This window comes from Aquirufa sp. ROCK-SH2 (genome assembly GCF_054558315.1).
The window spans coordinates 162,501-184,918 of record NZ_JBPXKB010000001.1 but is presented as its reverse complement, the minus strand read 5'-3'; the positions used below and the strand labels follow the sequence as shown (position 1 = coordinate 184,918).

Below are 22,418 nucleotides of genomic sequence, written 5' to 3'. Positions count from 1 at the left end.
ACTAAAGAACCTTAGGAACTTTAAATGGATGCCTAGCTTTCCATTCAACTTTCGGCTCAAGTAGTTGATAAATGGAAGCTAAATATTTGTTTATCAAAGGATTCGTATGCTGCATAAAACTATCTAAGCAAATCGCTTCAGCGCCAATTGAACTTTTTATTTCCATCGCCGTTCGCCCAAAATTAATGGATTGAAAATGATCATTTATGCCAAATTCTAACATATCATACAACATGTTTAAGTACAACATTTGATCTCTTTGTACTTTCTCTTCATAGCCAAGAAAATAAGTTTCTAAAGAATGATTGTTGATTATAATAGAATTAAATCCAACTAATTTACCTTCCAAATAATAACCACAAACACGAAAATTCTCTTTCAATTGTTTTTTCAATTCAACAAAATGGTTTTTAGGCAAAAAGAAGGTATTAAATGGTGCATGATTAGCCACATGCAAATACAATTCATACATCTCATTTTCATAAAATTGTATCTCATCGACAGAAAATACTTTTTTAATGAGCCCCTCTCCTTTTCTTCTACATCGTTTGAATTGATCTCTATATTTCTTTGATAATTCACGAATATAATGCTCCATGGAATTCCAATGAGCAGGTATCGTAAAAACCATGCATGGCTGTGCTGTAAAATGAAAATAAGATGGTGAAGTGGTTAATTCAGGAAATATCGAAAAAAAATTTGCAACATCTTTTAAAATCGTTAAATGAACATTTCTTTTAAAATGCAATTCAATAATGCGCTCAAGGGTTGCTCCAATCGATTTAGGATCTACATTCGGATGAACGTTAAAAGATTCAGTTCCAGAGATTAAATTGTTCCCAACTATAAGTAATTGACCTGAAAAGTTTTTGAATAAAAAATTACGTAAAAGCTTTTTCAAAAAATGATCCCGCTGACCAAAATGTTCCACTTTTTGCAAATCAACTTTTTGAACTATTAAGACTCCAACTAATTCTTTTTGAGCATATAAACCGATAAAATAATTCGTAAAATTGATTGGAGAGGCCTTTTCCAAAAATTTCAGATAAGGAATTGTTAATAAAATATTAGATATTGAAAAACGATCCCATTCGATAGGAATCTCTTCGGTAGAATTAAAAATTTGATAATCAGTTATTTCAATCATTAGGTTAATTAATCATCTATTAAAAAAATCATCGGATGATTTTACCATCCTCCATTTCAATAATCCGATGCGTTTTAGCAGCAAATTCATTGTCATGGGTCACAATTAACAGTGTTTGATTAAATTCATTTGCCAAATCATTGAAAATATGATAGACGATATCCGTATTTTTTTTGTCCAAATTCCCCGTGGGTTCATCACCCATGATGATTAATGGATCATTAATTAATGCCCTTGCAATGGCCACACGTTGTTTTTGCCCACCCGATAATTGATTCGGTTTTTTCAAAGCCTCCTTTTCAATTCCTAAAATTTTAAGTTTTTCAAATGCTCTGCTTTCAATTTCTTCATTGGAAAATTTCCCAAGTTTTAAACCAGGTAACATAACATTTTTAAGTACTGAAAACTCATTTAATAAATAATGAAATTGAAAAACAAACCCAATCTGCTCATTTCGAACCTTGGCCAATTCATCTTGACTTTTATTGGTCATTAATGAATTATGAATATACAATTCCCCTTCATAGTCCGTATCCATGGTAGAAAGAATATACAATAAGGTTGATTTCCCACATCCAGATTTTCCAATGATAGAAACAAATTCTCCATGATTTAGACTAAAATTAACATCATTCAATACTTGCACAGATACAGGATCGTGGAAATATTTATTAATGTGTTTAGTTTCTAAAACCTTATTATTCATATTGAAATTATTTACCTCTAATGATAATTACAGGGTCAATGTTACTAGCTTTTTTTGAAGGAAAATATCCCGCAAAATAGGTTGTGATAATGGAAAATGAAATTCCAATGAAATAAAACTGGCTATTATAATTAATAGGGTATGTTTTGATCGTGGGTAAGGCATCCGTATTAAATGGAATTTGATCTATGATGGAAGTCAATCCAAAACCAAACGCGAGCCCTAATAATCCACCAAATACACCAATACTTAATGCAATACTGATAAAAATCAACTGAACATCTTTTCCTGAAAATCCAGTTGCTTTCATAATTGCGATAGAATCCATTTTTTCATAAATCATCATATTCAAGATGTTGTATATACCAAATCCAGCTACAATCAGTAATGTAATGCCTACCGCATAAGAAATTAAGGTTCGAACGGAAGTTCCCGTTTCAAATTGAGAATTGGCTTTTTGGATATCAATCGCTTGCGTTTCATATAATCGCTCATACTCTTTAGCGATCAAAGGTGCTTTCGAAATATCATTCAATTTAACTTGAATGTCTGTTATGTAATTATTGCTTTGTCCTAAAATTTTTTGTGTAGTTTTAATCGAAGCATAACTCTGCACATTATCAATATCCTGAAGGCCAGATTGAAAATATCCCACTACTTTTAAAGAGATGGTTTCTCCTTTGCCAGTGGTAATTTGTATCACATCTCCCAATTTAGCCAACATTTTCTCGGCTGCACCTTTTCCTAAAATGATGCTATTAGGTACATTTTTTAAATCTAAATATTGTCCTTCTGAAACGTAAGTATCAAATAGAAACAACTTATTTTCCTCCACTGGATCTATCCCATTAATGATACCTCCAAACTGTAGGGCACCAATATTATAAAAGACTTGAGCGGTAACTTTGGGTGCCACTCCAAATACCCGAGGATCTTTTTTTAGATTTTGAATAATGGCTCCACTATTATAAATTTCTATTCGTTCATTTTTGGGTTTAACAGAAGAAACAAAATTGTATTTTGTCGAATGATCTTTCGTTAAATCAATGGCTTGAATGGAAGAAGGTTTGATTTCTTTGTACAGACGTATATGCGGGGTTCGATTGATAATTAATCCATCCAACATATCGTTTAAGCCAGTCATAAAACTTAATAATGTCACAAACATTGCGATGCTGAAAGTTACGCCGATAGCAGCCACTAAAGTTTGCCTCCAACGAGCCAATAAAAGAGCTATTGCTATTTCAAAAAGTAGCTTTACTTTCATTTTACCGGTTTTTTTATTTCATCATTGGCACTTAAACCACTAAGGATCTCTACCATTTGAAAATCATTTAAACCTGTTTTCACTTTGATTTTTTCATCATTTGCTTTGATCACAAAGGAATCATCCACCAGATATGTCCTAGGAATCAATAAGGCTTTTGACTTCTCATTGATGACAATATTGGCTTCAAAAGTTAAATTAGGAAATAAGTTTGGAGGCGATTTAGTAAATTCCGCCTCAATTAAAAATGATTTAGACTTTTCATTCATATAAGGATAAATCTTACTAACAGATGCCTCAAATACTTGATTTTTATAACTATCAAAAGTAACAAAGACCTTTAATCCTGTGTGAATTTTAAAAATATCATTTTCATCTACTTGCATTTCCATGAAATATTTTTCAGAATTACCAATAGTTGCAATGGGGAATTGAGTGGTAATTATTTCACCAACAGATTTTTGCAGATTGAATACTATTCCATTGATCTTACTTCTTATTATAAAATCTTCTGAAATTTTACTATTGATGGATAGATTTTTTTGGGATTGTTTTGAATTAAAATCCAAGGTTCTTTTTAATTCAGAAAGCCTCTCTTTTGCAGAAAAATAAGCCGTTTTTGAATTCAAATAAAGGAGTTCCTTTTGCTCTAATTCAACTTTCGTTCCTATATTTTCTTTCCAAAGGTTTCTTTGGCGTAGATACAAATTGGAATCCGTTTTTAATTTGTTTTTAGCCAATTCAAGAAATTCTTTGGCTTCGTTTATTTTCCCTACATTATTTGAAATATTGGCATAATTTGCTGCTAATTGAGCATTTTCCTTTTGTAATTCCTGCGTTTTATTTGAAATCAAAAACAATGGATCACCCACTTTTACGCGATCTCCTTCAGCAACAAATACTTTTTCAACAATTCCATTGACAGAAGAAAAAACTTGGTATTGATTTTTACTTTTAATCAAGCCAGTCGCATATATAGATTCCGTTATGGAATGATATTCAGGATGAATGGTTTCTATCTTTTCCTTACAAGAAAAAAAGAATACCATAGAAAATAGCAAAATTGTAAGCCTCATACTGCTTTTATTTAATCTAGAATTTGAACAAAAAAAGCTAAATTGTCTTCATATCTATAACAAATCGATATTTCACATCAGATTTGATAACACGTTCAAATGCCTTGTTAATATCTTTCATTGGAATAACTTCCACATCTGATGTGATGCCTTTTTCAGCACAATAGTTCAACATTTCCTGCGTTTCAGCGATTCCACCAATCATTGACCCAACAATACTTCGTCTTTTTGAAATTAAAGTTGCAGCACCAAAAGTATTATCTTCCGGAGGGATGCCTACCAATAACATTTTACCTTCTACCTTCAACAAACCTAAGAATTTATTCATATCATGTTTGGCAGCCACGGTATTTAAAATAAAATCAAAATGATTTTCTAAACCTTTGATAGCCTCTTTATCTGTCGATAAAACGAAATGATGAGCACCTAATTTTTTAGCATCTGCTTCTTTCGATGGAGAAGTACTTAACATTGTAACCTCTGCACCCATAGCAGCAGCAAGTTTAACGGCCATGTGACCCAAACCTCCAAGACCTAAAACAGCAATTTTATGACCAGGTCCTACTCCTGCATACCGCAAAGGCGAGTAAGTTGTAATTCCAGCACACAACAAAGGAGCTACTTTTTCTAAATCTTTTTCAAAAGGAATGTGTAAGGTGTATTTTTCATCTATGACAAATTTGTCAGAATAACCCCCATAAGTTGGGGTAACGCCATCACGGTAAAAGCCATTATAAGTACCTGTCATCTCCTCATCACAATATTGTTCCATACCATTTCGGCAAGATGGACAAGTTCGACAAGAATCTACAAACACACCGACACCCGCAATATCTCCTTCTTTAAATTTCGTAACATGCGATCCAATTTGAATTACTTTTCCGACAATTTCATGTCCTGGTACAATGGGATAAATGGAAGGCCCCCACTCGCTTCTTGCCATGTGAATATCTGAGTGACAAACTCCACAATATAAAATATCAATCAATACATCATGTGGACCCACATCACGACGTTGAACATCTAAAGGAGCTATTTCTGAATTGGGATTAATTGCGCCAAAGGCTTTTACAGGAATCATTGGAATGTATAATTTATCGTTGTAATAATTTATAAATATACATCCCTTTGAGATAAATTCACATTTAATTATTCAGAATCCTTTTCATATTTTTTGATAATTTTAGAGAGATAGGTAATATCTATCCCCAAAAAAGAAGCTAAATATTTCTGACTAATTCTTCCTTTTAGCGAAGGATAATGTGTTAATAGAAATTCATATCTTTCATCTGCAGAAAGATTCCTTAATATAGTACAGTGATTTTGAATTTCACAAAGGTTTTGTATCAATTCATTAAGGGCATAAGCAGCATAAATGGATTCAATTGTTGACACTTGAAACCACAGACTTTTAGGTAATGAATATACGATACAATCTTCCAAAGCCTGAAAACTTTCATGAGAGGGAACTTCGTAATGAAAACTTTTAGGATTAAAGATAAAATCCCCTTCCTTCGCAAACCAAGTTGAGATTTCCTTATTTTTATGAGAGGTAAACAATCTAATCAATCCTTTTTCTATATAATAAACTCTATTACCTATTTCACCTTCTTTTAAAAGGAATTCTCCTTTTTTTAATTTTTGAGTCAAAAACAAAGAGGCAGTAGCTGCAACAAACGCCGTTCCAAATCCATTGATCCCATACTTTCCTGATTTCAATCGTTCGGTTAGTTTCATATAATATGATAGTTAGGTAATTGATTTTTGTCAAATTTATAGCATAAAATCAATTATTACTAATTCCCCCAAACGGCATTTTTAGAATTCTTCTAACTTGAAAAAATGAATTATAGAAAAAAGATAAAACGACACAAATATTCAATATATACTAAAATTGCGCTAAAGTAGTGATTTCACAAATCATCAAAATAAAAATCGAAACAAATCTACCAATTGCCTTTGATGAGACAATTTGGCAATATATTTTGCAGGAAGCAAAAAATTTAAACTTGCAAAATTGCAAGCATTCACAAATACATCAAAGAATACAATATCAAAATAATACAATTTATTTTTTTTCAAAAAAAGAAAAAAATTAAGAAATCTCTTCTTTATGTATGATTTTGGAAAGGTAAGAATTATCTATCCCTAAAAAAGTCGATAAATATTTTTGACTAATTCGGTTTTTCATATCTGGATACTTAGAAATAAAAAACTTATATCTGTCTTCCGCTTTTAGAGTTCTTAAAAGTAGGCATTGATTTTGACATTCAACCAAATTAAAATACAATTCATTGGTACTGAACAAAGCAAAATTATTATGCATCTTAATCATTTGAAAATATACACTTTTATCAATAGAATAAATAATACTATTTTCCAAAACTTGAATGTTTTCATGGCAAGGAATTTCAAAATGAAAACTATTGGCAGAAGTGATAAAATCGCCTTCTGATGAAAACCATGTTGAAATTTCTTTTCCGTCTTTCACTGTATAAAAACGCATCAGGCCGCTTTCGATGTAATAAATCTTATCACAAATTTCTCCTTCCTTTAAAATAATATCACCCTTCTTGTAAGAATTCTTATACATCAATTCCGTAAGTGTAAGAATAAAACTAGAAATTAGGCCTTTAATTCCATAGGTTCCGGAAGCCAAGCGGTCGAATATATTCATGACTCAGTGGTAATAAATGATAGATAGAAAAGTATAAGATTAACAAAAATAGTATTAAATCTTCAAAACAACAATTTTCGAATTTTGTAAATAAAATGACATAAAAGTGATTTTTATCACGTTTTATATTGTTTTGGTAAACTACATTTACTTAAAATAAAATCATCAATCATGGAAAATTTATCAATTTTAGTCGAAAACATTAAATGTGGTGGATGTGTGAAAAGTATTCAATCTGAATTACTTAAAATCGAAGGAGTCCAATTGGCAAAAGTAAATATTGAAGAAGAATCAATATTAATAGAAGGAGACAATTTTTCGAAGGAAGCAATCATAAAAAAACTATCTTCAATGGGATACCCAGAAAAAGGCAAAAATGATCTCTTCAAACAAGCCAAATCTTATGTAAGTTGCGCGATAGGAAAAATGTCATAATTCCATTATTTAATCTAATCCTGACATTCACCTTGCAATTCAGCGTTAATTTTTGAATTTTTGTAAAATTTTAAAATTGGCGCTGTAGTTCAACGGATAGAATAGACGTTTCCTAAACGTTAGATCCGGGTTCGATTCCCGGCGGGGCCACATTCCTCTTCTTACTATACCGATCATACAACATCTGAATCATACCATCTTTTAAACCCAAGTCGGGCACAAAGATTTCTTGACACTCTGCAGCCTGCATAGCAGCGAGATAAATAGAAGCTGCTGGGACAATCACATCAGCTCTATCTGTATTCAGACGTAACTTATGCACTCTTTCCTCATAACTGAACGATGCAACATAATCTGAGACTTTTTGGAGTTCTTCGACAGACATTACTTTATTTTCAGAAACTTGATCTGAGATATTATATAACTTATTGATATTACCTCCTGTACCAACAGCAGTAATTGGACCATCAATCAATAATTTTTGATGGGAAATCCAATTATTCATTTTCTCCCAATCACCCATCTTCTCTTTTCCTTCTAATAATCGGACTGAACCAATTTTAAATGATTTCGAAGCTAACTTTTCTCTATTATGATAAATATTAAGTTCAGTTGAACCGCCACCAACATCAATATGCAGGTAATTTTTCTTGGGGTGCAAGGATTGAACAACAACATCATTGATTAACTCTGCTTCTCGATTACCTTCAATAATTTGGATTTTCATGTCCAAAATTTTATGAATTCTGGTCACTATATCCGACGAATTAGCCGCTTCTCGCATGGCGGAAGTGGCACAAATCGCATAATCTTTTACCTCATGTAAATCCATCAATAATTGATAGGCATGCATCAATTTAAAAATACGAACTTCCGATTCTGGTGAAATTACCCCTGAACTAAATACATCATGACCTAATCTTAAAGCAAAACGAACATATTCAATTCGTTTAAAACTAATTATTCCATCATTCTCTAAGACACTAGAGATTTGAAGTCTAGCAGCATTGGATCCAATATCGATGGCAGCAAATTTCATATCTGTGCAGGTTTGTGTAAATAAAAGCCATTGGCTCGGGTCTCAAAATCAATTTCAGTACCTAAGACGAATAATAATTGACGACGATCAATGATAACCGGTATTCCTTCAATCTCATATTTTTCATCAAACTCTGTGGCTTGATCAAACCCTAAAATATACGAACCTCCACAAGCGCCACCTTTCATCCCTATGCGTAAAAAAGGCTCGGGAAAAGAACCTTTTTCATACATGTTAAGTAAGTTTTCTTTGGCCGAGACAGAAAATTGAACTGGTTCAGAATTTGACATGGAAAGAATAATGATTTCGAGTGCAAAAATAGCTATTTTTGAGGAGGGAATATCAATTTAGTGGTTTTAACAAAAATTAATTTTTAGAGAAGGCAATAAATTGAATTTAATTGGGTTTTGAGATAAAATTATTGAAATGAACTATTCTATTTTGTGGGCTGATGATGAGATTGATTTACTTAAGCCTTATATATTATTTTTAGAGGGTAAAGGATATCAGGTGACTACTGTCAATTCAGGTGCTGATGCTTTAGAAAAAGTAGAAAATCAAAAATTTGATTTATTGTTTTTGGATGAAAATATGCCAGGAATGACTGGTTTAGAGGTCTTAGTTTCCATCAAACAAATTAGACCTAATTTGCCTGTTATTATGATTACCAAATCGGAGGAGGAAGAATTAATGGAAGATGCCATAGGCTCCAAAATAGCAGATTATTTAATTAAACCCCTCAACCCCAATCAATTATTACTTTCAGTCAAGCGTATTTTTGACAAAAAACGTTTGGAAGAAGAAAAAACCAATATCAGTTATCAACAAGAATTCCGTCAACTTTCATTACAATATCAAGATAAATTAAATGCAGAAGAATGGGCAGAGATTTATAAGAAACTATTGTATTGGGAATTGGAAATAGATAAAACTGAAAATAAATCCATGGCCGAAGTTTTGAGCAGTCAAAAATCAGAGGCCAATGTACATTTTGGCAAGTTTATTGAAAAAAACTATGAAAATTGGTTGCAAAAGCCCAATGAAGAAACACCTGTTTTGTCGCATTTAATGATGAGGAAACATGTATTTCCTAAAATCAATGACAAAAGCCCCCTATTCTTTATATTGATTGACAATCTTAGATACGACCAATGGAAAACCTTGGAACATATCATTCAAGATTATTTTCAATTGGAGGAAGAAAAAACATATTATTCTATTTTACCCACAACGACCGCCTATGCGCGTAATTCCATATTTGCCGGAATTATGCCTTCTGAAATACAAAAGAAATACCCAGATAAGTGGATCAATGATACGGGTGAATCAGATGACGAAGAGGGATTCAATCAAAACGAAGAATTTTTCTTAAATGAACAATTGAAGCGACTAAAAATCAATGCAAAGGCTTCTTATCATAAAATTGTTCATCAGCATCAAGGTAAAACCTTGGTAGATAATTTCAACAAATTATTAACCAATCAGCTGAATGTGGTAGTCTACAATTTTGTAGATATGCTTTCTCATGCACGTACTGACATGGCTATGATCAAGGAATTAGCACCAGATGAGTCAGCGTACAGGAGTTTAACAGCAAGTTGGTTCCAACATTCACCTTTATTTGATTTACTAAAAAAGATTTCTGACAAAAAAGGACGTGTAATTATCACAACTGACCATGGAATGATTCGAGTGCAAAACCCAATCAAAATCATTGGTGATAGAAACACGAATACCAATTTGCGATACAAACAAGGCAAAAATTTGAATTGGGAAAATGAGAATAAAATGATGGTTTGCAGAAAGCCGGAATTAATTTTCTTGCCAAAAAACAACGTTTCTACAAGTTATGTATTCACAAAAGAGGATTATTTGTTTGCATATCCGAATAATTATAATCACTATGTGAGTCATTACAGAAACACCTTTCAACACGGCGGTATTTCTTTGGAGGAATGCATTATTCCAATTGTCTATTTGACAGGGAAATGATTGAGGAAGAGGTAATATAGGTAATAGGTAAGAGGTAAGAGGTAAGAGGTAATAGGTAATAGGTAAGAGGTAAGAGGTAAAAGAATTTTAATAACTAATAACTAATAACTAATAACTAACACCTAATAACTAAAAATTACAACCCAGCGACCTCAACAATATTCCCATTTTCACAATTCAGAAAACGAGCAGGAATTTGTTTCATGGAATTATAATCATGACTAGCCATTAAAATAGTCATGCCTTGCTGATTCAATTGTTGAAACAATTGCATTACTTCCAAAGACACTTGCGGATCTAAATGACCGGTAGGTTCATCTGCAAGCAATAGTATAGGATTATTCAAAATTGCCCTAGCAATACAAATACGTTGTTGTTCACCTCCAGATAAACGGTGTACTCTTTTTTCAATAGCGGATGACATTCCAACCTGTTGAAGAACTTGTTCTATTCTAAATCGAATTTCATCTTTGTTGCTATGACCTGTCGCCTCTAAAACAAATGATAAGTTTTTGGCCACATTTCGATCCGTCAACAATTGAAAATCTTGAAAAACGAAACCTAACTTTCTACGTAAAAATGGGATATCACTCTTTTTGAGATTATTTAAAGAATAACCTGCCACAGTGGCTACACCTAAATAGATAGGAATTTCAGCAAAAATAGAACGGAAAAATGTACTTTTCCCACTACCTGTTTTTCCAATTAAATAAAAAAAATCACCTTCATTTACTTGAACACTAATATTCTGCAAAGTAGGAACACCTTCTTGCAAAATTGTTACATTTTCGTAGGATAAGATGGAATTTGCCATTTAATCTAAAAATTATTTCCCTGAATTTGCTTTCGCGTGATCAGCTAAAAAAGTTGCTAATCCTGAATCTGTTAATGGATGTTTCAACAAAGCTAAAATAGCAGACAATGGTCCAGTCATCACATCAGAACCAGCTTCTGCACATTTAATGATATGCATTGAATGTCTAACTGAAGCTGCTAAAATTTGAGTTTCGAAATTATAATTATCGTAAATCAAACGAATTTGTTCAATCAACTCAATTCCATCAAATGAAATATCGTCTAAACGACCAACAAATGGTGAAACATAAGTGGCTCCTGCTTTTGCAGCCAATAAAGCTTGGCCAGCAGAAAATACTAATGTACAATTTGTCTTAATTCCTCTATCTGAAAAATATTTTAAAGCCTTAATCCCATCTTTGATCATGGGTATTTTCACTACGATTTTTTCATCTAATTCTGCTAACTCCTCTCCTTCTCTAATCATACCTTCGTAATCTGTAGCAATTACTTCAGCCGAAACATCTCCTTCTACTATATCACAAATAGCTTTGTAATGACGTAATACATTGTCTTTTCCACTAATACCCTCTTTGGCCATTAAGGAAGGATTTGTTGTCACACCATCTAAAACACCAAGATCTTGAGCTTCTTTGATTTGATCTAAATTTGCAGTATCAATAAAAAATTTCATAAGAAAATAAGAAAGTATAAAACAAAAAAATGGCAAATTCACCGCTACAACCAACCTACCCTTGCTTCGATCAAGACCTGGGGGATTCAGCGGGAGCTGGTAATTTGCCGATGCAAATATGCAAAAAAATCTCCTTTTTTCAAAATAAATATGGTTTAATTGAACTTAGGGTTTAACTTTGATTAAACAAAAAGTGATTTTTACATCATGAAACACCTGAGTATTATTTGCATTTTATTTTTCTTTTTAATTGGATGTGATTCATCTTCAGACGCTTGGGTGACTGAAGCAAAAGCGAGATTAAAAAAGAATGAAATCATTTCGGCGAAAGATGCCATCGAGAAAGCTTTACAAAAGAATCCAGGTTCAGCAGAAGCCTATAATTTAAAAGGTGTGATCGATTTCCAAGAAAAAAATTACAAGGAAGCTGAAATAAATTATGAAAAGGCTGTAGAAATAAAACCTTCCTTTTATGAAGCGCAGTTGAATTTAGCAGCTGTAAGAATGGAGACTTTACAATGGCAAAAAGCTTTAATTCCCGTACAAAATGCAATCAAAATTGCTCCTGACTCCAGCAATGGTTTTCTGCAAAGAGGAATCATTTGGGCAGCACTTTCAAAAGTAGCTTTAGCCAAAAAAGATTTTCAAACCGCCATACAAAAGAATCCAAAAGAAATAAATGCAATCTATAACCTAGGAAATATATTATACCAATCCAATTCACTAGATTCAGCCATTGTTCAATTCGAAAATGCTATACAAGTGAATAATTCTTTTTCAAAAGCCTACTATGCTCTTGGATTAAGTCTTTACCAACAAAACAAGAAAGAAAAAGCTTGCTTAGCATTTCAGCAGGCAAAAAAGTTAAATTATCCAGGGGCAAGTGAAGCTGTAAAAAACCTTTGCCCATAAACCTACATAATTATGCAAAAAACTATTTTCATCCTTGGGGTATTATTTACCATTACGTTTTTGTTATTTACTTATTGGCAATTCAATGACCCAGATCCAATTTTATGGGTACCTATTTATGGGATAGCCACTTATTCATCGCTTCAAGCTGTCAGAAACAAAATTAATCCAGAATTAATGTTGGTACTTCTAGTTTTATCTTTTTCAGCTGGCCTGCAAACTTGGTTTCAAATGGATGCTTGGGAAGGCTTTTTAACTGACGGACTAAGTATGAAAACACATAATCAAGAACTAGCCAGAGAGGCTGTTGGATTATGGATTGCTTCGTTTTCTTTTTTAAGTTTTTATGGTTTATCAAAATTCTAACATTATGCTGCCATTAGGATTTGCTTCTGCTATTTTGCCTCATAAAAGTTTACAAGAGGTCTTAGATTTTGCTCATGAAAAAAACTTTGAATGCGTAGAGGTTATGTGTTGGCCAACCGAAAATGAAGACAAGAGAAGATATGCTGGAGTCTCTCACATTTCAGTTGATTCCATTACCGAATCTGAATTAAATACCTTAAAATTTAAACTAGCAGCTCATCCAACGAAAGTTTCAGCATTGGGATATTATCCTAACCCCATGGATCCCGATCCAGTCAAAGCAGAATTTTATCGTAATCATATTAAGAAAATCATTCGAGCCGCAGCAGCGCTTGAAATACCTGTTGTAAACACATTTATCGGAAGAGATTACACAAAAAATGTCGATTATAACATACACCAATTTAGTGAGGTTTGGCCTGAAATCATCCAATTAGCTGATGAATTAAATATCAAAATCGGAATAGAGAACTGTCCCATGTTTTTCACTGACGATGAATGGCCAGGCGGTAAAAATATTGCAACTACACCAAAAATTTGGGATCAATTATTTAACATTATTCCTTCTTCAAATTTTGGATTAAATTATGACCCATCCCACATGGTATGGCAAATGATGGATTATTTATATCCCATTTATCACTATAAAGAAAAATTACATCACATTCACTTGAAAGATGTAAGAGTTTACAAAGATAAATTAGACCGAGTTGGAATACTTGCAAATCCATTAGAATACCATTCCCCAAAAATTCCTGGACAAGGAGATATACAATGGGGGAAATTTATTTCTGCCTTAAATGATGTTAGATACCGAGGACCAATTGTCATTGAAGTGGAAGACAAGGCCTATGAAAACAATGAAGCAGACGTCGAAAAAGCGATTTTATCTGCAAGAAATCATATAAAAAGCGTGATGATGTAAGAGATGAGGTAAGAGGTAAGAGGTAAGAGGTAAGAGGTAAGAGGTAAAAGACTTTTCTCTCTCCTCTTTTCTCTTTTCTCTTTCCTCTTTCCTCTTTTCTCTCTTTATTTAAAGTGCTGGCACCATTCGCACAGTAGCATCAATCGCATTTGAACGATAAGTACGAGATCCTTTGAAGCTAAATTCTGTTTCTGTAATTCCTAGGACAGTTCCTGTACCATCTAGCAAGAAATTATTTGTATCTGATACTAATAAATCAATTTCATTTGAGCCTAATTTCCATTTGCCAGTTGCGGTACTATTTCCGGTATTATCAATTGCAAAAGCTGTACCATCCGATTTGAAAGTCACTCTCACTTTGGATAAATCATAAGGAGAACCTTCAGGAGTTTTACCTCTTAAAAATACCTGGCCTTGTAAATAACCAGAAGCATTCACTTCTTGAATCATCCATACCTTAGAAACTAAAATTTCAGTTTTAGTCTTCGGACCACTGACAGATTCCTTACAAGAAAGAATGGAAAATAAGGATATTATATAAATGATAAATTTTATTGGGCGCATTTAAAAAAAATTAGATTACAAATTTAATGAAAATAAATAAAAAGAGGTGAGTTTGTGACCCACCTCTTCATCTAAAATTAAAATGATCAATTATTTCTTGGGTCTAGCGAAAATCGTTGGATCTACACTTGCATTTAATTCTACTCCTGTAGTATCTATTTGCATCATTCCTCCCATCGGACTTGCTGCCTCAACAGTAAAAGGGAAATACAAACCATCAACAGCTTTGTAATTAGAAAAATTTGTTTCTGTATCAATTTCTTGACCATTTGCTTTAACTTTTCCTGTCGTTTTCAACACAAAATAAGTAGAAGCTGAAACATACACTTGCATGGTCTCACCTGAAGATTTTGTAACAGTTAGAAGAAAAACATCTGCTCCATCCAACTTTTCTTTGCTTACCAATTCAATTTTAGAACCTGCACTTTTAGCTGCAGACAAAATAGAACCTAATTGCTTTTGAGAATCAGCCATTTTAATTTGTTCAGCAGGCATATCCTCTGCTTCACCAGTTCCTCCCATCATTGCTGGGCGAATCATCCATCCTTTGTCTCCCTCGATAGCCGTAATGATTTTATTCCCCATCACTTCTACTTCTGTGCGGAAAGCCTTTCCAACTAACAAAGTAGTTTTTGATTCAATATCCATTCCTTGGACAGAAAACTTGTTTTTAACAATCGCCGATTTAATAGATGCCCATTTTTCAGGACTTCCCATTGCGGCTTCATGCTTAACTAAAATCTCTTCAGTGGTTTGAGCATTTAATTGATTAACAAATAGAGTAGATACTCCAAAACAGAAGCTTAAAATAATTTTTTTCATGTGGGTGGGTTGTTTAATTTTTTAGAAATATAGATAGAAAAGTTAAAAAAATCTAATTAAAAACATATTTGGAAAAAATCCATGATGAGTGGTAAAAATTATCAAAATCTGATTTCCTAACCCAATTTTGACTTTTTAGGTAAGGCACGAATCGAAATCGCTAAGCCAATAAAAACCAATATTCCTGCCACCAAAAAAGCAGCCCCGGGAAATTGAAATGGAGCCTTATCACTTGTATAATAGGCAAAAAGATTAGATGCAACAAGTGGCCCAAAGATCGTTGTAATCGATTGTAAACTTGTTAATCCACCTTGTAATTCCCCTTGTTCATTTGCTCCTACTTGCTGTGTAATCAAACTCTGTAAAGCTGGACCAGCCAATCCACCTAATCCAAATGGAATCATGAAAGCATACATCATCCAAGATTTGGTAGCTAATGCAAACAAGACAAATCCCAAACCATACAATAACAATCCAAAAATAACGGCATTTCTTTCACCCACTTTTGGAAGAATAATACGATTTAATCCACCTTGAATAATGGCAACAATTAGACCAACAAATGCTAAAGAATAACCCACTTCGGTAGGAGTCCAATTAAAAACCTTCATGGTAAAATAAGACCAAGTACTTGGATGAGCTTGCCCAGCTAATTGTAAACAAAAGAAACCTCCAACCAAGCTTGCGATCACTGGATATTTAGTCAAATGCTTTAATGAGCCCAATGGATTTGCTCTACTCCAATCAAAACTTCTTCTATTCGATTTTGCTAAAGATTCAGGTAACACAAAATAGCCATACAGCGCGTTGACAAAGGTTAATACAGCTGCCGCATAAAATGGCACTCGAACGCCGTAATGACCTAACATCCCTCCTACTGCGGGTCCAATAATAAATCCAATTCCAAATGCGGCTCCCACTAAACCAAAGTTTTTGGCACGATCTTCAGGTTTCGAAACATCTGCAATGTAGGCTTGCGCAGTTGTAAAACTTGCACCCGTAATTCCGGCTAATAATCGACCAACAAATAACCAAGTAATATCAGGCGCATTGGCTAAAATTAAATAATCAATGGAAAAACCAAATAAAGATGCCAAAATAATAGGCCTCCGACCAAAACGATCGGATAAGCCACCTAGAATGGGAGAAAAGAAAAACTGCATGATGGCATAGGAAGCCATTAACCAGCCAGAATATTGTGAAGCTGTACTTAAATCGCCCCCCGTAAATCCTCTAATCAATGTCGGCATGATAGGCACAATTAAGCCTATTCCTAACACATCAATCACCAAAGTGATAAAAATAAATCCAATCGCAGGGTTTCTCTTACTCGACATACATATTAATTTGCCTGCAAGATACTAAAATTGGTAGCTTATTTTATCTCTTAAGAAATTTCTGCTAGTAGTTCCACACTGTAAAGGTGTTTTAGTCGGCGAAGGAACACCATCCAACTCTACAATAGCCCAACCTTTGAAATTAATTTTTTCCAAATTTTTGAAAACGTCCACAAGATTTACTTTACCTTCTCCCAACTCTACGAATTTATACGATTTAGGATTCGACTCTTGCCCTTTGATTGGCGATTCAACATCTTTGATATGTAGACTATGTAAAATCTTTTTGTATTTCAACACAGCCTCAGCTGGATTTCCTCCTCCTTGAAAATAATGCGCCACATCTAATTCTAATTGAATTTTAGAAGCGTCCATGTGCTTTACAATGATGTCAACCTCCTCTGGAGTTTCTCCCCATTGATTCATGTGATTATGATAAGTTGCTTGAACACCTAATTCTTTTGTTTTAGCACCAATTTCATTCATAACCTCCGCTAAACGAATTAATTCCTGTTCAGTAGGAATTTGATCCTTTTTTCTCAATGAATTGGTCAATTGAATGGCATTCCCGCCCAAAGCTTTCACAAATTTGGCATGGTTCACATGTTGTTGAATACTAGCTTCCACTTTAGCAGGATCAACTTCTACATTTCCACTTGAAAACATCACTAATTGTAAACCTGATTTATCTAAAGCAGCTTTTAATTCTTCTGGCTTGTCTTTAAATGGTGCATAGGTATTAGCTCTTAATTGAATCCCTTTGAATCCCAAAGAAGCTATTTCTTCTATCGCTTGCAAATCTTTTCCACCCCATGTAATGGCAGAATAGCCTAATTTAAAATTTTGCTTAAATGTCACAGATGGCAGACTCGCCACTAATGCAAACAAAGAACTGTTTTGTAGAAATATTCGTCGATTCATCATAGGTTTAGATTTTTAACTAAAAGTCAAATATCTAAACTATTTACTGATTCCCAAACGCAAATAATCAGCTAAATCCATTAAATGATCAGTTCCCAAATAATCTGCGCCTAAATCATAAAATGTTTGATAGGACAATAAGGTATCTGGTGTTGCCCATAAACGTACTTTACGACCCTGAGCGTGCACTTTATCGATGTAATTTTTCAATTTTGCTTTCAATTCTGCTGACATGGGTTTTTGACCATCCCAAATTCCAAATTTATAAAAAGCATCGCTTTCCAGTTCCACTTTTTTATCAATTCCAGGACCATAATTTTCATTAGAACGTCCATCAAAAGTGATAAATGCAGGTGCCAAAATAAAATCTTTCACAACAGGGCGATTACCAGAAATAACAATGCGCAAGCCTCGTTTTTGAATCAAATCAGCATAAGGCTCCAAAGCCTTAATAATCAATGGCAAAGTTTCTTCGGAAGAAGTTTTGCAATCAATTAAAAACTGATGAAAATTACCTTGCTTATCTTCTTTCAATACATTGACGATGGGCTCTAAGTAAAGTGATTTTAGAGTTCTATCTGCTTTCAAATCTTTCACATCGTGTGCAACCAACAATTCACCATTGACGGCATATACATCGGATTCAATCGATCCAAAACCTAAATTAAACGCTTCAAAAAATGGCTTTTGGTGCTCATAATCATTGTGTGCATGAGCTCTCCTCAGTGGATTTTGAGCCCATAAAATTTGACTAAAAATCAAAAAAACGAATACTAAAAGTCCATTTTTCATTGCATTATTTCTTTAAAAAATCACCTGAGACAATTCGATTTTTAGGATCAACTGGACGATTATACAAGTAAGCATACGTCTCAATTTCTTCACCTTTTACTTGAACTTTCACACGAGTTCTAACAAACAAACTTTTATCCAAATTATCCGCATCGAATTCTTCGTATTCATCCAAAACGTTTAACAATTTGATTGTATTAGATAATAAATACAATTCACCAACCACTTGGTCGGTAGAATTTTCAGAAGCTACAATACCTGGATATTCGTCCAATTGATACATTTGTCCTTGATAGGTCGCCATTCCGACATAATCTGAGTTTCTTGCAATCAAGCGATGTAAGTCATTGCCACAATCTCTTCTCAATGTACCATAAACAAACAAATACTCGTCCACATCTGGCTCAGGAAGTTTCGCTTCTTCCAAAGTCAAAACTAAATCTTCTTGTTCTACTACAGTTCCTTCATTTAAAACCACATTCCCTATAATTCCTTCAAATGGAGCAGAAACAATGGATTCCATTTTCATGGCTTCGATGACATAAAGCGGTGCATTTTTCTTTACCTCATCTCCTGGTTTAACCAAAATACGACTCAATCGGCCTTGCAATGGTGCACCGATGTCGCCTTTTTGTTTGGCTTTGACGTGCTGAGCACGTTCAACCTTGATATTCTTATCTAATATTTTTAAACGTCGAGCTTGACCATTTAATTCAAAGGTAATATTTCTCAAACCTGACTCATCAGGATCTGACATATACAAGTATTTAACAATGATGGTTTTACCAGGCTCGATGGTAATCATTATTTCTTCGTCTTGCTTCAATCCATACAAAAATGCAGGGGTTGGCATGGCAGATAAATCACCGTAAAGTGCTTGATTTTTATAAAAATCTTCGTACACTTTTGGATACATTTTGTAAGATAAATAATCAAAAAATCCACCTTCATTGTCAGGGAATTTCAATTGAAACGCTGCAAAATCTTTCTCAAAATCAATTGGCGCTAATGTATCATTCGGCCTGCCTTCCATTGGAGACTCTCCTTTTAATACAATTTCCTGTAATTGTTTCGGGAATCCTTGATAAGGTTGTCCTAATCCACCTTTAAAAAAGTCTTTGACAGATTCAGGGAAAGATAAAGTAGAACCTTTGGCATAAACGTCTTCAGCAGAAAGGCTATTTGCCGTCATAAAGATGGCCATATCTCCAACCACTTTTGAAGAGGGAGTTACTTTTACAATATCTCCAAATAATTTGTTAGCCTCAGAATAATTTTCTTTCAACAATTCAAATTTATCACCCACCCCTAAAGCAATGGCTTGACCACGCAAATTGGTGTATTGTCCACCTGGTATTTCATTATTATACACCTCAGCCGTACCTGCTTTCAATTCTGATTCAAAAGGAAAATACATGGCACGCACAGCCTCCCAATAATTGGAATATTCATTCATTCGATCTAAATCCAATTGGCTATCTGCAGGATGACCTTGCATCATAGCAACCAATGAATTTAAATTCGGCTGAGAGGTTAATCCAGACATAGCGGCTAAAGCCCCATCTACTACATCAACTCCCGCCTCAATGGCTTTTAAATAAGTAGCAGATTGAACCGATGCCGTATCATGTGTATGTAAATGAATGGGAATAGCTACTGCTTTCTTCAATTCAGTCACTAATTTTTCAGCTTGAAACGGACGTAAAAGTCCAGCCATATCCTTTATTGCCAACATATGTGCACCAGCATCTTCCAACTGACGCGCCATATCTAAGTAATATTGCATGTTGTATTTTTCATTGGTAAATACATCGCCTGTATAACAAATAGCGGCCTCAGCAATACCAGGAGTTCTTTCTCGAACTGCTTTGATGGAAACTTTCATCGCATCTATCCAGTTCAATGAATCGAAAATACGGAACACATCAATTCCTGCTTCAGAAGATTTCTCTACAAATTTCTCGATTAAATTATCTGGATATGCGGAATATCCAACGGCATTGGAACCCCTAAATAACATTTGAAGTAACATATTAGGCATTGCCTCTCGAAATTCTTCTAAACGTCTCCACGGCGACTCATGTAAAAAGCGCATGGCAACATCGAAAGTTGCCCCGCCCCATACTTCCATGGAAAATAGATTTGGAAAAGATTTAGCAAATCCAGATGCCACGGCCAACATATCTTGAGTTCTTACTCGCGTAGCCAACAAAGATTGGTGCCCATCGCGGAAGGTCGTATCTGTAAAAAGCACTTGCATTGAATCGCGAATATGTTTAGCAAATTTCTCAGCACCCATTTCCATCAACAACTGCTTATGACCGCGAGGGAATTCCGTTGTTTCATCAAAAGCAGGGATAATCGGAACACGGAAAGCAGTGCTTGGTTTTACCTTCACATCAGGATTTCCATTCACAATCACTTCGCCCAAATAACGTAAAGCCTTGGTTGATCGATCACGAGTTGGACGAATATTAAATAATTCTGGATGATTCGCGATGAAAGGAACTGTACAATTACCTTCTTGAAAAACGGGATGCGTAATAACGTTTCTTAAAAAAGGAATGTTAGTTTTTACCCCACGAATTCTAAACTCCGACAATGCTCTATTCAAACGCTCAGATGCTCCTCTCAAGGTTCTTCCTTTAGCAGAAACCTTCACTAACATTGAATCAAAATAAGGAGAAATTTTCACTCCAGGATAAGAAGAACCTTCATCCAAACGAATGCCGAAACCAGCAGCATTTCGATAGGCGATAATTGTACCAAAATCTGGTTTAAAACCATTAGAAGGATCTTCTGTAGTGATTCTACATTGAATCGCAAAACCATTTAAAGGTATTTTTTCTTGACTTTGAATAAAAATACCTGGATCAGATAATCGGTAATTTTGTGCAACTAATATTTGTGTACGAACAATATCAATACCCGTTACCTCCTCTGTAATCGTGTGTTCTACTTGAATACGAGGATTTACTTCGATGAAATATATATTTTCATCTTTATCGACAAGGAACTCAACGGTTCCTGCATTGTAATAATTAACTGCCTTTCCGATGGAAAGTGCATAGGCATATAATTTTTGTTTAGTTTCTTCTTTTAAGCCAAAAGAAGGAGCAACCTCCACCACTTTTTGAAAACGTCTTTGAACCGAACAATCACGCTCATAAAGGTGTACCAAATTTCCATGTTGATCACCCAATAACTGCACTTCAATGTGCTTGGGATCATCAATGAATTTTTCAATGAATAAAGTATCATCTCCAAAAGCATTTTTTGCCTCATTTTTAGCTTCAGAGTGGGCTTTTTCTAATTCTTCTTCTGTACGAACAACACGCATTCCACGACCACCACCACCGGCAGCAGCTTTCACCATTACAGGAAAAGTAATGCGTCTTGCTTCTGATAAGGCATTTTCATAGACAGAAACATCTCCATCAGAATCTTGAATCATAGGAACATTTGCTTTCAAAGCAGCTTCCTTCGCTTTTACTTTATCGCCTAAAGCATTCATTGCTTCAGGAGATGGTCCAACGAACACAATTCCTTCTTCTCTGCATCGAGTAGCCAAACCTACATTTTCAGACAAAAATCCATATCCAGGATGGATAGCGTCAATTTTCTTCGATTTACAAAGTGAAATTAATCCTTCAATATCCAAATAAGGTTTCAAAGGCTCATTGTCTTTACCAATTTGATATGCTTCATCTGCCTTGTAACGGTGCAATGAATAACGATCTTCGAAGGTATAAACAGCAACCGTTTTAATACCTAACTCCGATGCGGCACGCATGATTCGAATGGCAATTTCACCGCGATTCGCGATTAGAAGACTTGAAATTTTCTTTACGTATGATTTTGGCATAATACTTCATTTAATGCATTATAACAAAAATGTAAAATAAATTGGAAAAATGATACACTAAGTTCAATTTTATTCTTAAAATATTA

At 34.1% G+C, this 22,418-nt stretch carries 22 protein-coding genes and 1 tRNA gene; 6 read left to right on the top strand and 17 right to left on the bottom strand.

Annotation, left to right across the window (positions count from 1 at the left end):
* Position 1 precedes the first annotated feature (1 nt).
* The 7 genes from V7S79_RS00790 to V7S79_RS00760 all read right to left on the bottom strand — a co-directional run bounded on the left by V7S79_RS00790 (position 2) and on the right by V7S79_RS00760 (position 6,873).
* Positions 2-1,147 (bottom strand): GNAT family N-acetyltransferase, encoded by a 1,146-nt coding sequence (locus V7S79_RS00790; RefSeq protein ID WP_459488525.1) that lies wholly within the window; start codon positions 1,145-1,147, stop codon positions 2-4.
* 28 nt (positions 1,148-1,175) lie between these two features.
* Entirely contained in the window at positions 1,176-1,853 is a 678-nt protein-coding gene (locus V7S79_RS00785; RefSeq protein ID WP_459488522.1) for an ABC transporter ATP-binding protein, read from the bottom strand.
* A 7-nt stretch (positions 1,854-1,860) separates the two neighbouring features.
* On the bottom strand, positions 1,861-3,120 hold the full coding sequence (locus V7S79_RS00780; protein WP_459488521.1) for an ABC transporter permease: 1,260 nt from the start codon (positions 3,118-3,120) through the stop codon (positions 1,861-1,863).
* Positions 3,117-4,196 (bottom strand): efflux RND transporter periplasmic adaptor subunit, encoded by a 1,080-nt coding sequence (locus tag V7S79_RS00775; protein WP_459488520.1) that lies wholly within the window; start codon positions 4,194-4,196, stop codon positions 3,117-3,119. Before V7S79_RS00775 ends, V7S79_RS00780 begins: the two co-directional genes overlap by 4 nt.
* 37 nt (positions 4,197-4,233) lie before the next feature.
* Entirely contained in the window at positions 4,234-5,277 is a 1,044-nt protein-coding gene (locus tag V7S79_RS00770) for an NAD(P)-dependent alcohol dehydrogenase (protein ID WP_459488518.1), read from the bottom strand.
* 68 nt (positions 5,278-5,345) lie between these two features.
* The gene (locus V7S79_RS00765; protein WP_459488516.1) at positions 5,346-5,933 is read right to left on the bottom strand and encodes a Crp/Fnr family transcriptional regulator; all 588 of its coding nucleotides are present in this window, start codon (positions 5,931-5,933) and stop codon (positions 5,346-5,348) included.
* A 358-nt stretch (positions 5,934-6,291) separates the two neighbouring features.
* The gene (locus V7S79_RS00760; RefSeq protein ID WP_459488515.1) at positions 6,292-6,873 is read right to left on the bottom strand and encodes a Crp/Fnr family transcriptional regulator; all 582 of its coding nucleotides are present in this window, start codon (positions 6,871-6,873) and stop codon (positions 6,292-6,294) included.
* A 171-nt stretch (positions 6,874-7,044) separates the two neighbouring features.
* Here V7S79_RS00760 and V7S79_RS00755 point away from each other — a divergent pair, with 171 nt between their 5' ends.
* The gene (locus V7S79_RS00755) at positions 7,045-7,308 is read left to right on the top strand and encodes a heavy-metal-associated domain-containing protein (protein ID WP_459488513.1); all 264 of its coding nucleotides are present in this window, start codon (positions 7,045-7,047) and stop codon (positions 7,306-7,308) included.
* Between the two features lie 78 nt (positions 7,309-7,386).
* A tRNA-Arg gene (locus V7S79_RS00750) sits at positions 7,387-7,458 on the top strand.
* On the opposite strand, the gene V7S79_RS00745 is transcribed toward V7S79_RS00750, so the two are convergent.
* Entirely contained in the window at positions 7,421-8,347 is a 927-nt protein-coding gene (locus V7S79_RS00745) for a Ppx/GppA phosphatase family protein (RefSeq protein WP_459489260.1), read from the bottom strand. The genes V7S79_RS00750 and V7S79_RS00745 overlap by 38 nt on opposite strands.
* Positions 8,344-8,637, bottom strand: coding sequence for a HesB/IscA family protein (locus tag V7S79_RS00740; RefSeq protein ID WP_459488511.1), 294 nt, complete (start codon positions 8,635-8,637; stop codon positions 8,344-8,346). Before V7S79_RS00740 ends, V7S79_RS00745 begins: the two co-directional genes overlap by 4 nt.
* Positions 8,638-8,773: 136 nt before the next feature.
* On the opposite strand from V7S79_RS00740, the gene porX reads away from it, so the two are divergent.
* Positions 8,774-10,339 (top strand): T9SS response regulator signal transducer PorX, encoded by a 1,566-nt coding sequence (porX, locus tag V7S79_RS00735; RefSeq protein WP_459488509.1) that lies wholly within the window; start codon positions 8,774-8,776, stop codon positions 10,337-10,339.
* 136 nt (positions 10,340-10,475) lie between these two features.
* Here porX and V7S79_RS00730 read toward each other — a convergent pair whose 3' ends face one another.
* Positions 10,476-11,153: a cell division ATP-binding protein FtsE gene (locus V7S79_RS00730; protein ID WP_459488506.1), complete on the bottom strand. Its 678-nt coding sequence runs from the start codon at positions 11,151-11,153 to the stop codon at positions 10,476-10,478.
* A 12-nt stretch (positions 11,154-11,165) separates the two neighbouring features.
* On the bottom strand, positions 11,166-11,828 hold the full coding sequence (gene fsa, locus V7S79_RS00725; RefSeq protein WP_459488504.1) for a fructose-6-phosphate aldolase: 663 nt from the start codon (positions 11,826-11,828) through the stop codon (positions 11,166-11,168).
* 207 nt (positions 11,829-12,035) lie between these two features.
* Between fsa and V7S79_RS00720 the strand changes: the two genes are divergently transcribed.
* The 3 genes from V7S79_RS00720 to V7S79_RS00710 are packed head-to-tail and all read left to right on the top strand — an operon-like array spanning position 12,036 to position 14,031.
* Positions 12,036-12,740 carry a tetratricopeptide repeat protein gene (locus V7S79_RS00720; RefSeq protein ID WP_459488502.1) on the top strand — a complete coding sequence of 235 codons (705 nt, stop codon included), beginning with the start codon at positions 12,036-12,038 and terminating at the stop codon, positions 12,738-12,740.
* 12 nt (positions 12,741-12,752) lie between these two features.
* Positions 12,753-13,106 (top strand): transmembrane 220 family protein, encoded by a 354-nt coding sequence (locus V7S79_RS00715; protein WP_459488500.1) that lies wholly within the window; start codon positions 12,753-12,755, stop codon positions 13,104-13,106.
* Between the two features lie 4 nt (positions 13,107-13,110).
* Positions 13,111-14,031, top strand: coding sequence for a sugar phosphate isomerase/epimerase family protein (locus V7S79_RS00710; RefSeq protein ID WP_459488498.1), 921 nt, complete (start codon positions 13,111-13,113; stop codon positions 14,029-14,031).
* A gap of 108 nt (positions 14,032-14,139) precedes the next feature.
* Here the strand turns inward: V7S79_RS00710 and V7S79_RS00705 are convergent, their stop codons facing one another.
* The 6 genes from V7S79_RS00705 to V7S79_RS00680 all read right to left on the bottom strand — a co-directional run bounded on the left by V7S79_RS00705 (position 14,140) and on the right by V7S79_RS00680 (position 22,332).
* Positions 14,140-14,595, bottom strand: a complete 456-nt coding sequence (locus tag V7S79_RS00705) for a hypothetical protein (RefSeq protein ID WP_459488496.1) — start codon at positions 14,593-14,595, stop codon at positions 14,140-14,142.
* A gap of 90 nt (positions 14,596-14,685) precedes the next feature.
* The gene (locus V7S79_RS00700; protein ID WP_459488495.1) at positions 14,686-15,417 is read right to left on the bottom strand and encodes an outer membrane lipoprotein-sorting protein; all 732 of its coding nucleotides are present in this window, start codon (positions 15,415-15,417) and stop codon (positions 14,686-14,688) included.
* Positions 15,418-15,533: 116 nt separating this feature from the next.
* Positions 15,534-16,754: a TCR/Tet family MFS transporter gene (locus tag V7S79_RS00695; protein ID WP_459488494.1), complete on the bottom strand. Its 1,221-nt coding sequence runs from the start codon at positions 16,752-16,754 to the stop codon at positions 15,534-15,536.
* Positions 16,755-16,778: 24 nt separating this feature from the next.
* Positions 16,779-17,678, bottom strand: a complete 900-nt coding sequence (locus V7S79_RS00690) for a sugar phosphate isomerase/epimerase family protein (protein ID WP_459488492.1) — start codon at positions 17,676-17,678, stop codon at positions 16,779-16,781.
* Positions 17,679-17,714: 36 nt separating this feature from the next.
* Positions 17,715-18,467, bottom strand: coding sequence for a PI-PLC domain-containing protein (locus V7S79_RS00685; protein WP_459488491.1), 753 nt, complete (start codon positions 18,465-18,467; stop codon positions 17,715-17,717).
* A gap of 4 nt (positions 18,468-18,471) precedes the next feature.
* Entirely contained in the window at positions 18,472-22,332 is a 3,861-nt protein-coding gene (locus V7S79_RS00680; RefSeq protein ID WP_459488490.1) for a pyruvate carboxylase, read from the bottom strand.
* Between the last annotated feature and the right edge of the window lie 86 nt (positions 22,333-22,418).

Excerpts from the sequence above, each read along its gene's own strand:
- V7S79_RS00790 (WP_459488525.1), bottom strand. The coding sequence starts at position 1,147 with ATGATTGAAATAACTGATTATCAAATTTTTAATTCTACCGAAGAGATT.
- V7S79_RS00785 (WP_459488522.1), bottom strand. The coding sequence starts at position 1,853 with ATGAATAATAAGGTTTTAGAAACTAAACACATTAATAAATATTTCCAC.
- V7S79_RS00780 (WP_459488521.1), bottom strand. The coding sequence starts at position 3,120 with ATGAAAGTAAAGCTACTTTTTGAAATAGCAATAGCTCTTTTATTGGCT.
- V7S79_RS00775 (WP_459488520.1), bottom strand. The coding sequence starts at position 4,196 with ATGAGGCTTACAATTTTGCTATTTTCTATGGTATTCTTTTTTTCTTGT.
- V7S79_RS00770 (WP_459488518.1), bottom strand. The coding sequence starts at position 5,277 with ATGATTCCTGTAAAAGCCTTTGGCGCAATTAATCCCAATTCAGAAATA.
- V7S79_RS00765 (WP_459488516.1), bottom strand. The coding sequence starts at position 5,933 with ATGAAACTAACCGAACGATTGAAATCAGGAAAGTATGGGATCAATGGA.
- V7S79_RS00760 (WP_459488515.1), bottom strand. The coding sequence starts at position 6,873 with ATGAATATATTCGACCGCTTGGCTTCCGGAACCTATGGAATTAAAGGC.
- V7S79_RS00755 (WP_459488513.1), top strand. The coding sequence starts at position 7,045 with ATGGAAAATTTATCAATTTTAGTCGAAAACATTAAATGTGGTGGATGT.
- V7S79_RS00745 (WP_459489260.1), bottom strand. The coding sequence starts at position 8,347 with ATGAAATTTGCTGCCATCGATATTGGATCCAATGCTGCTAGACTTCAA.
- V7S79_RS00740 (WP_459488511.1), bottom strand. The coding sequence starts at position 8,637 with ATGTCAAATTCTGAACCAGTTCAATTTTCTGTCTCGGCCAAAGAAAAC.
- porX (WP_459488509.1), top strand. The coding sequence starts at position 8,774 with ATGAACTATTCTATTTTGTGGGCTGATGATGAGATTGATTTACTTAAG.
- V7S79_RS00730 (WP_459488506.1), bottom strand. The coding sequence starts at position 11,153 with ATGGCAAATTCCATCTTATCCTACGAAAATGTAACAATTTTGCAAGAA.
- fsa (WP_459488504.1), bottom strand. The coding sequence starts at position 11,828 with ATGAAATTTTTTATTGATACTGCAAATTTAGATCAAATCAAAGAAGCT.
- V7S79_RS00720 (WP_459488502.1), top strand. The coding sequence starts at position 12,036 with ATGAAACACCTGAGTATTATTTGCATTTTATTTTTCTTTTTAATTGGA.
- V7S79_RS00715 (WP_459488500.1), top strand. The coding sequence starts at position 12,753 with ATGCAAAAAACTATTTTCATCCTTGGGGTATTATTTACCATTACGTTT.
- V7S79_RS00710 (WP_459488498.1), top strand. The coding sequence starts at position 13,111 with ATGCTGCCATTAGGATTTGCTTCTGCTATTTTGCCTCATAAAAGTTTA.
- V7S79_RS00705 (WP_459488496.1), bottom strand. The coding sequence starts at position 14,595 with ATGCGCCCAATAAAATTTATCATTTATATAATATCCTTATTTTCCATT.
- V7S79_RS00700 (WP_459488495.1), bottom strand. The coding sequence starts at position 15,417 with ATGAAAAAAATTATTTTAAGCTTCTGTTTTGGAGTATCTACTCTATTT.
- V7S79_RS00695 (WP_459488494.1), bottom strand. The coding sequence starts at position 16,754 with ATGTCGAGTAAGAGAAACCCTGCGATTGGATTTATTTTTATCACTTTG.
- V7S79_RS00690 (WP_459488492.1), bottom strand. The coding sequence starts at position 17,678 with ATGATGAATCGACGAATATTTCTACAAAACAGTTCTTTGTTTGCATTA.
- V7S79_RS00685 (WP_459488491.1), bottom strand. The coding sequence starts at position 18,467 with ATGAAAAATGGACTTTTAGTATTCGTTTTTTTGATTTTTAGTCAAATT.
- V7S79_RS00680 (WP_459488490.1), bottom strand. The coding sequence starts at position 22,332 with ATGCCAAAATCATACGTAAAGAAAATTTCAAGTCTTCTAATCGCGAAT.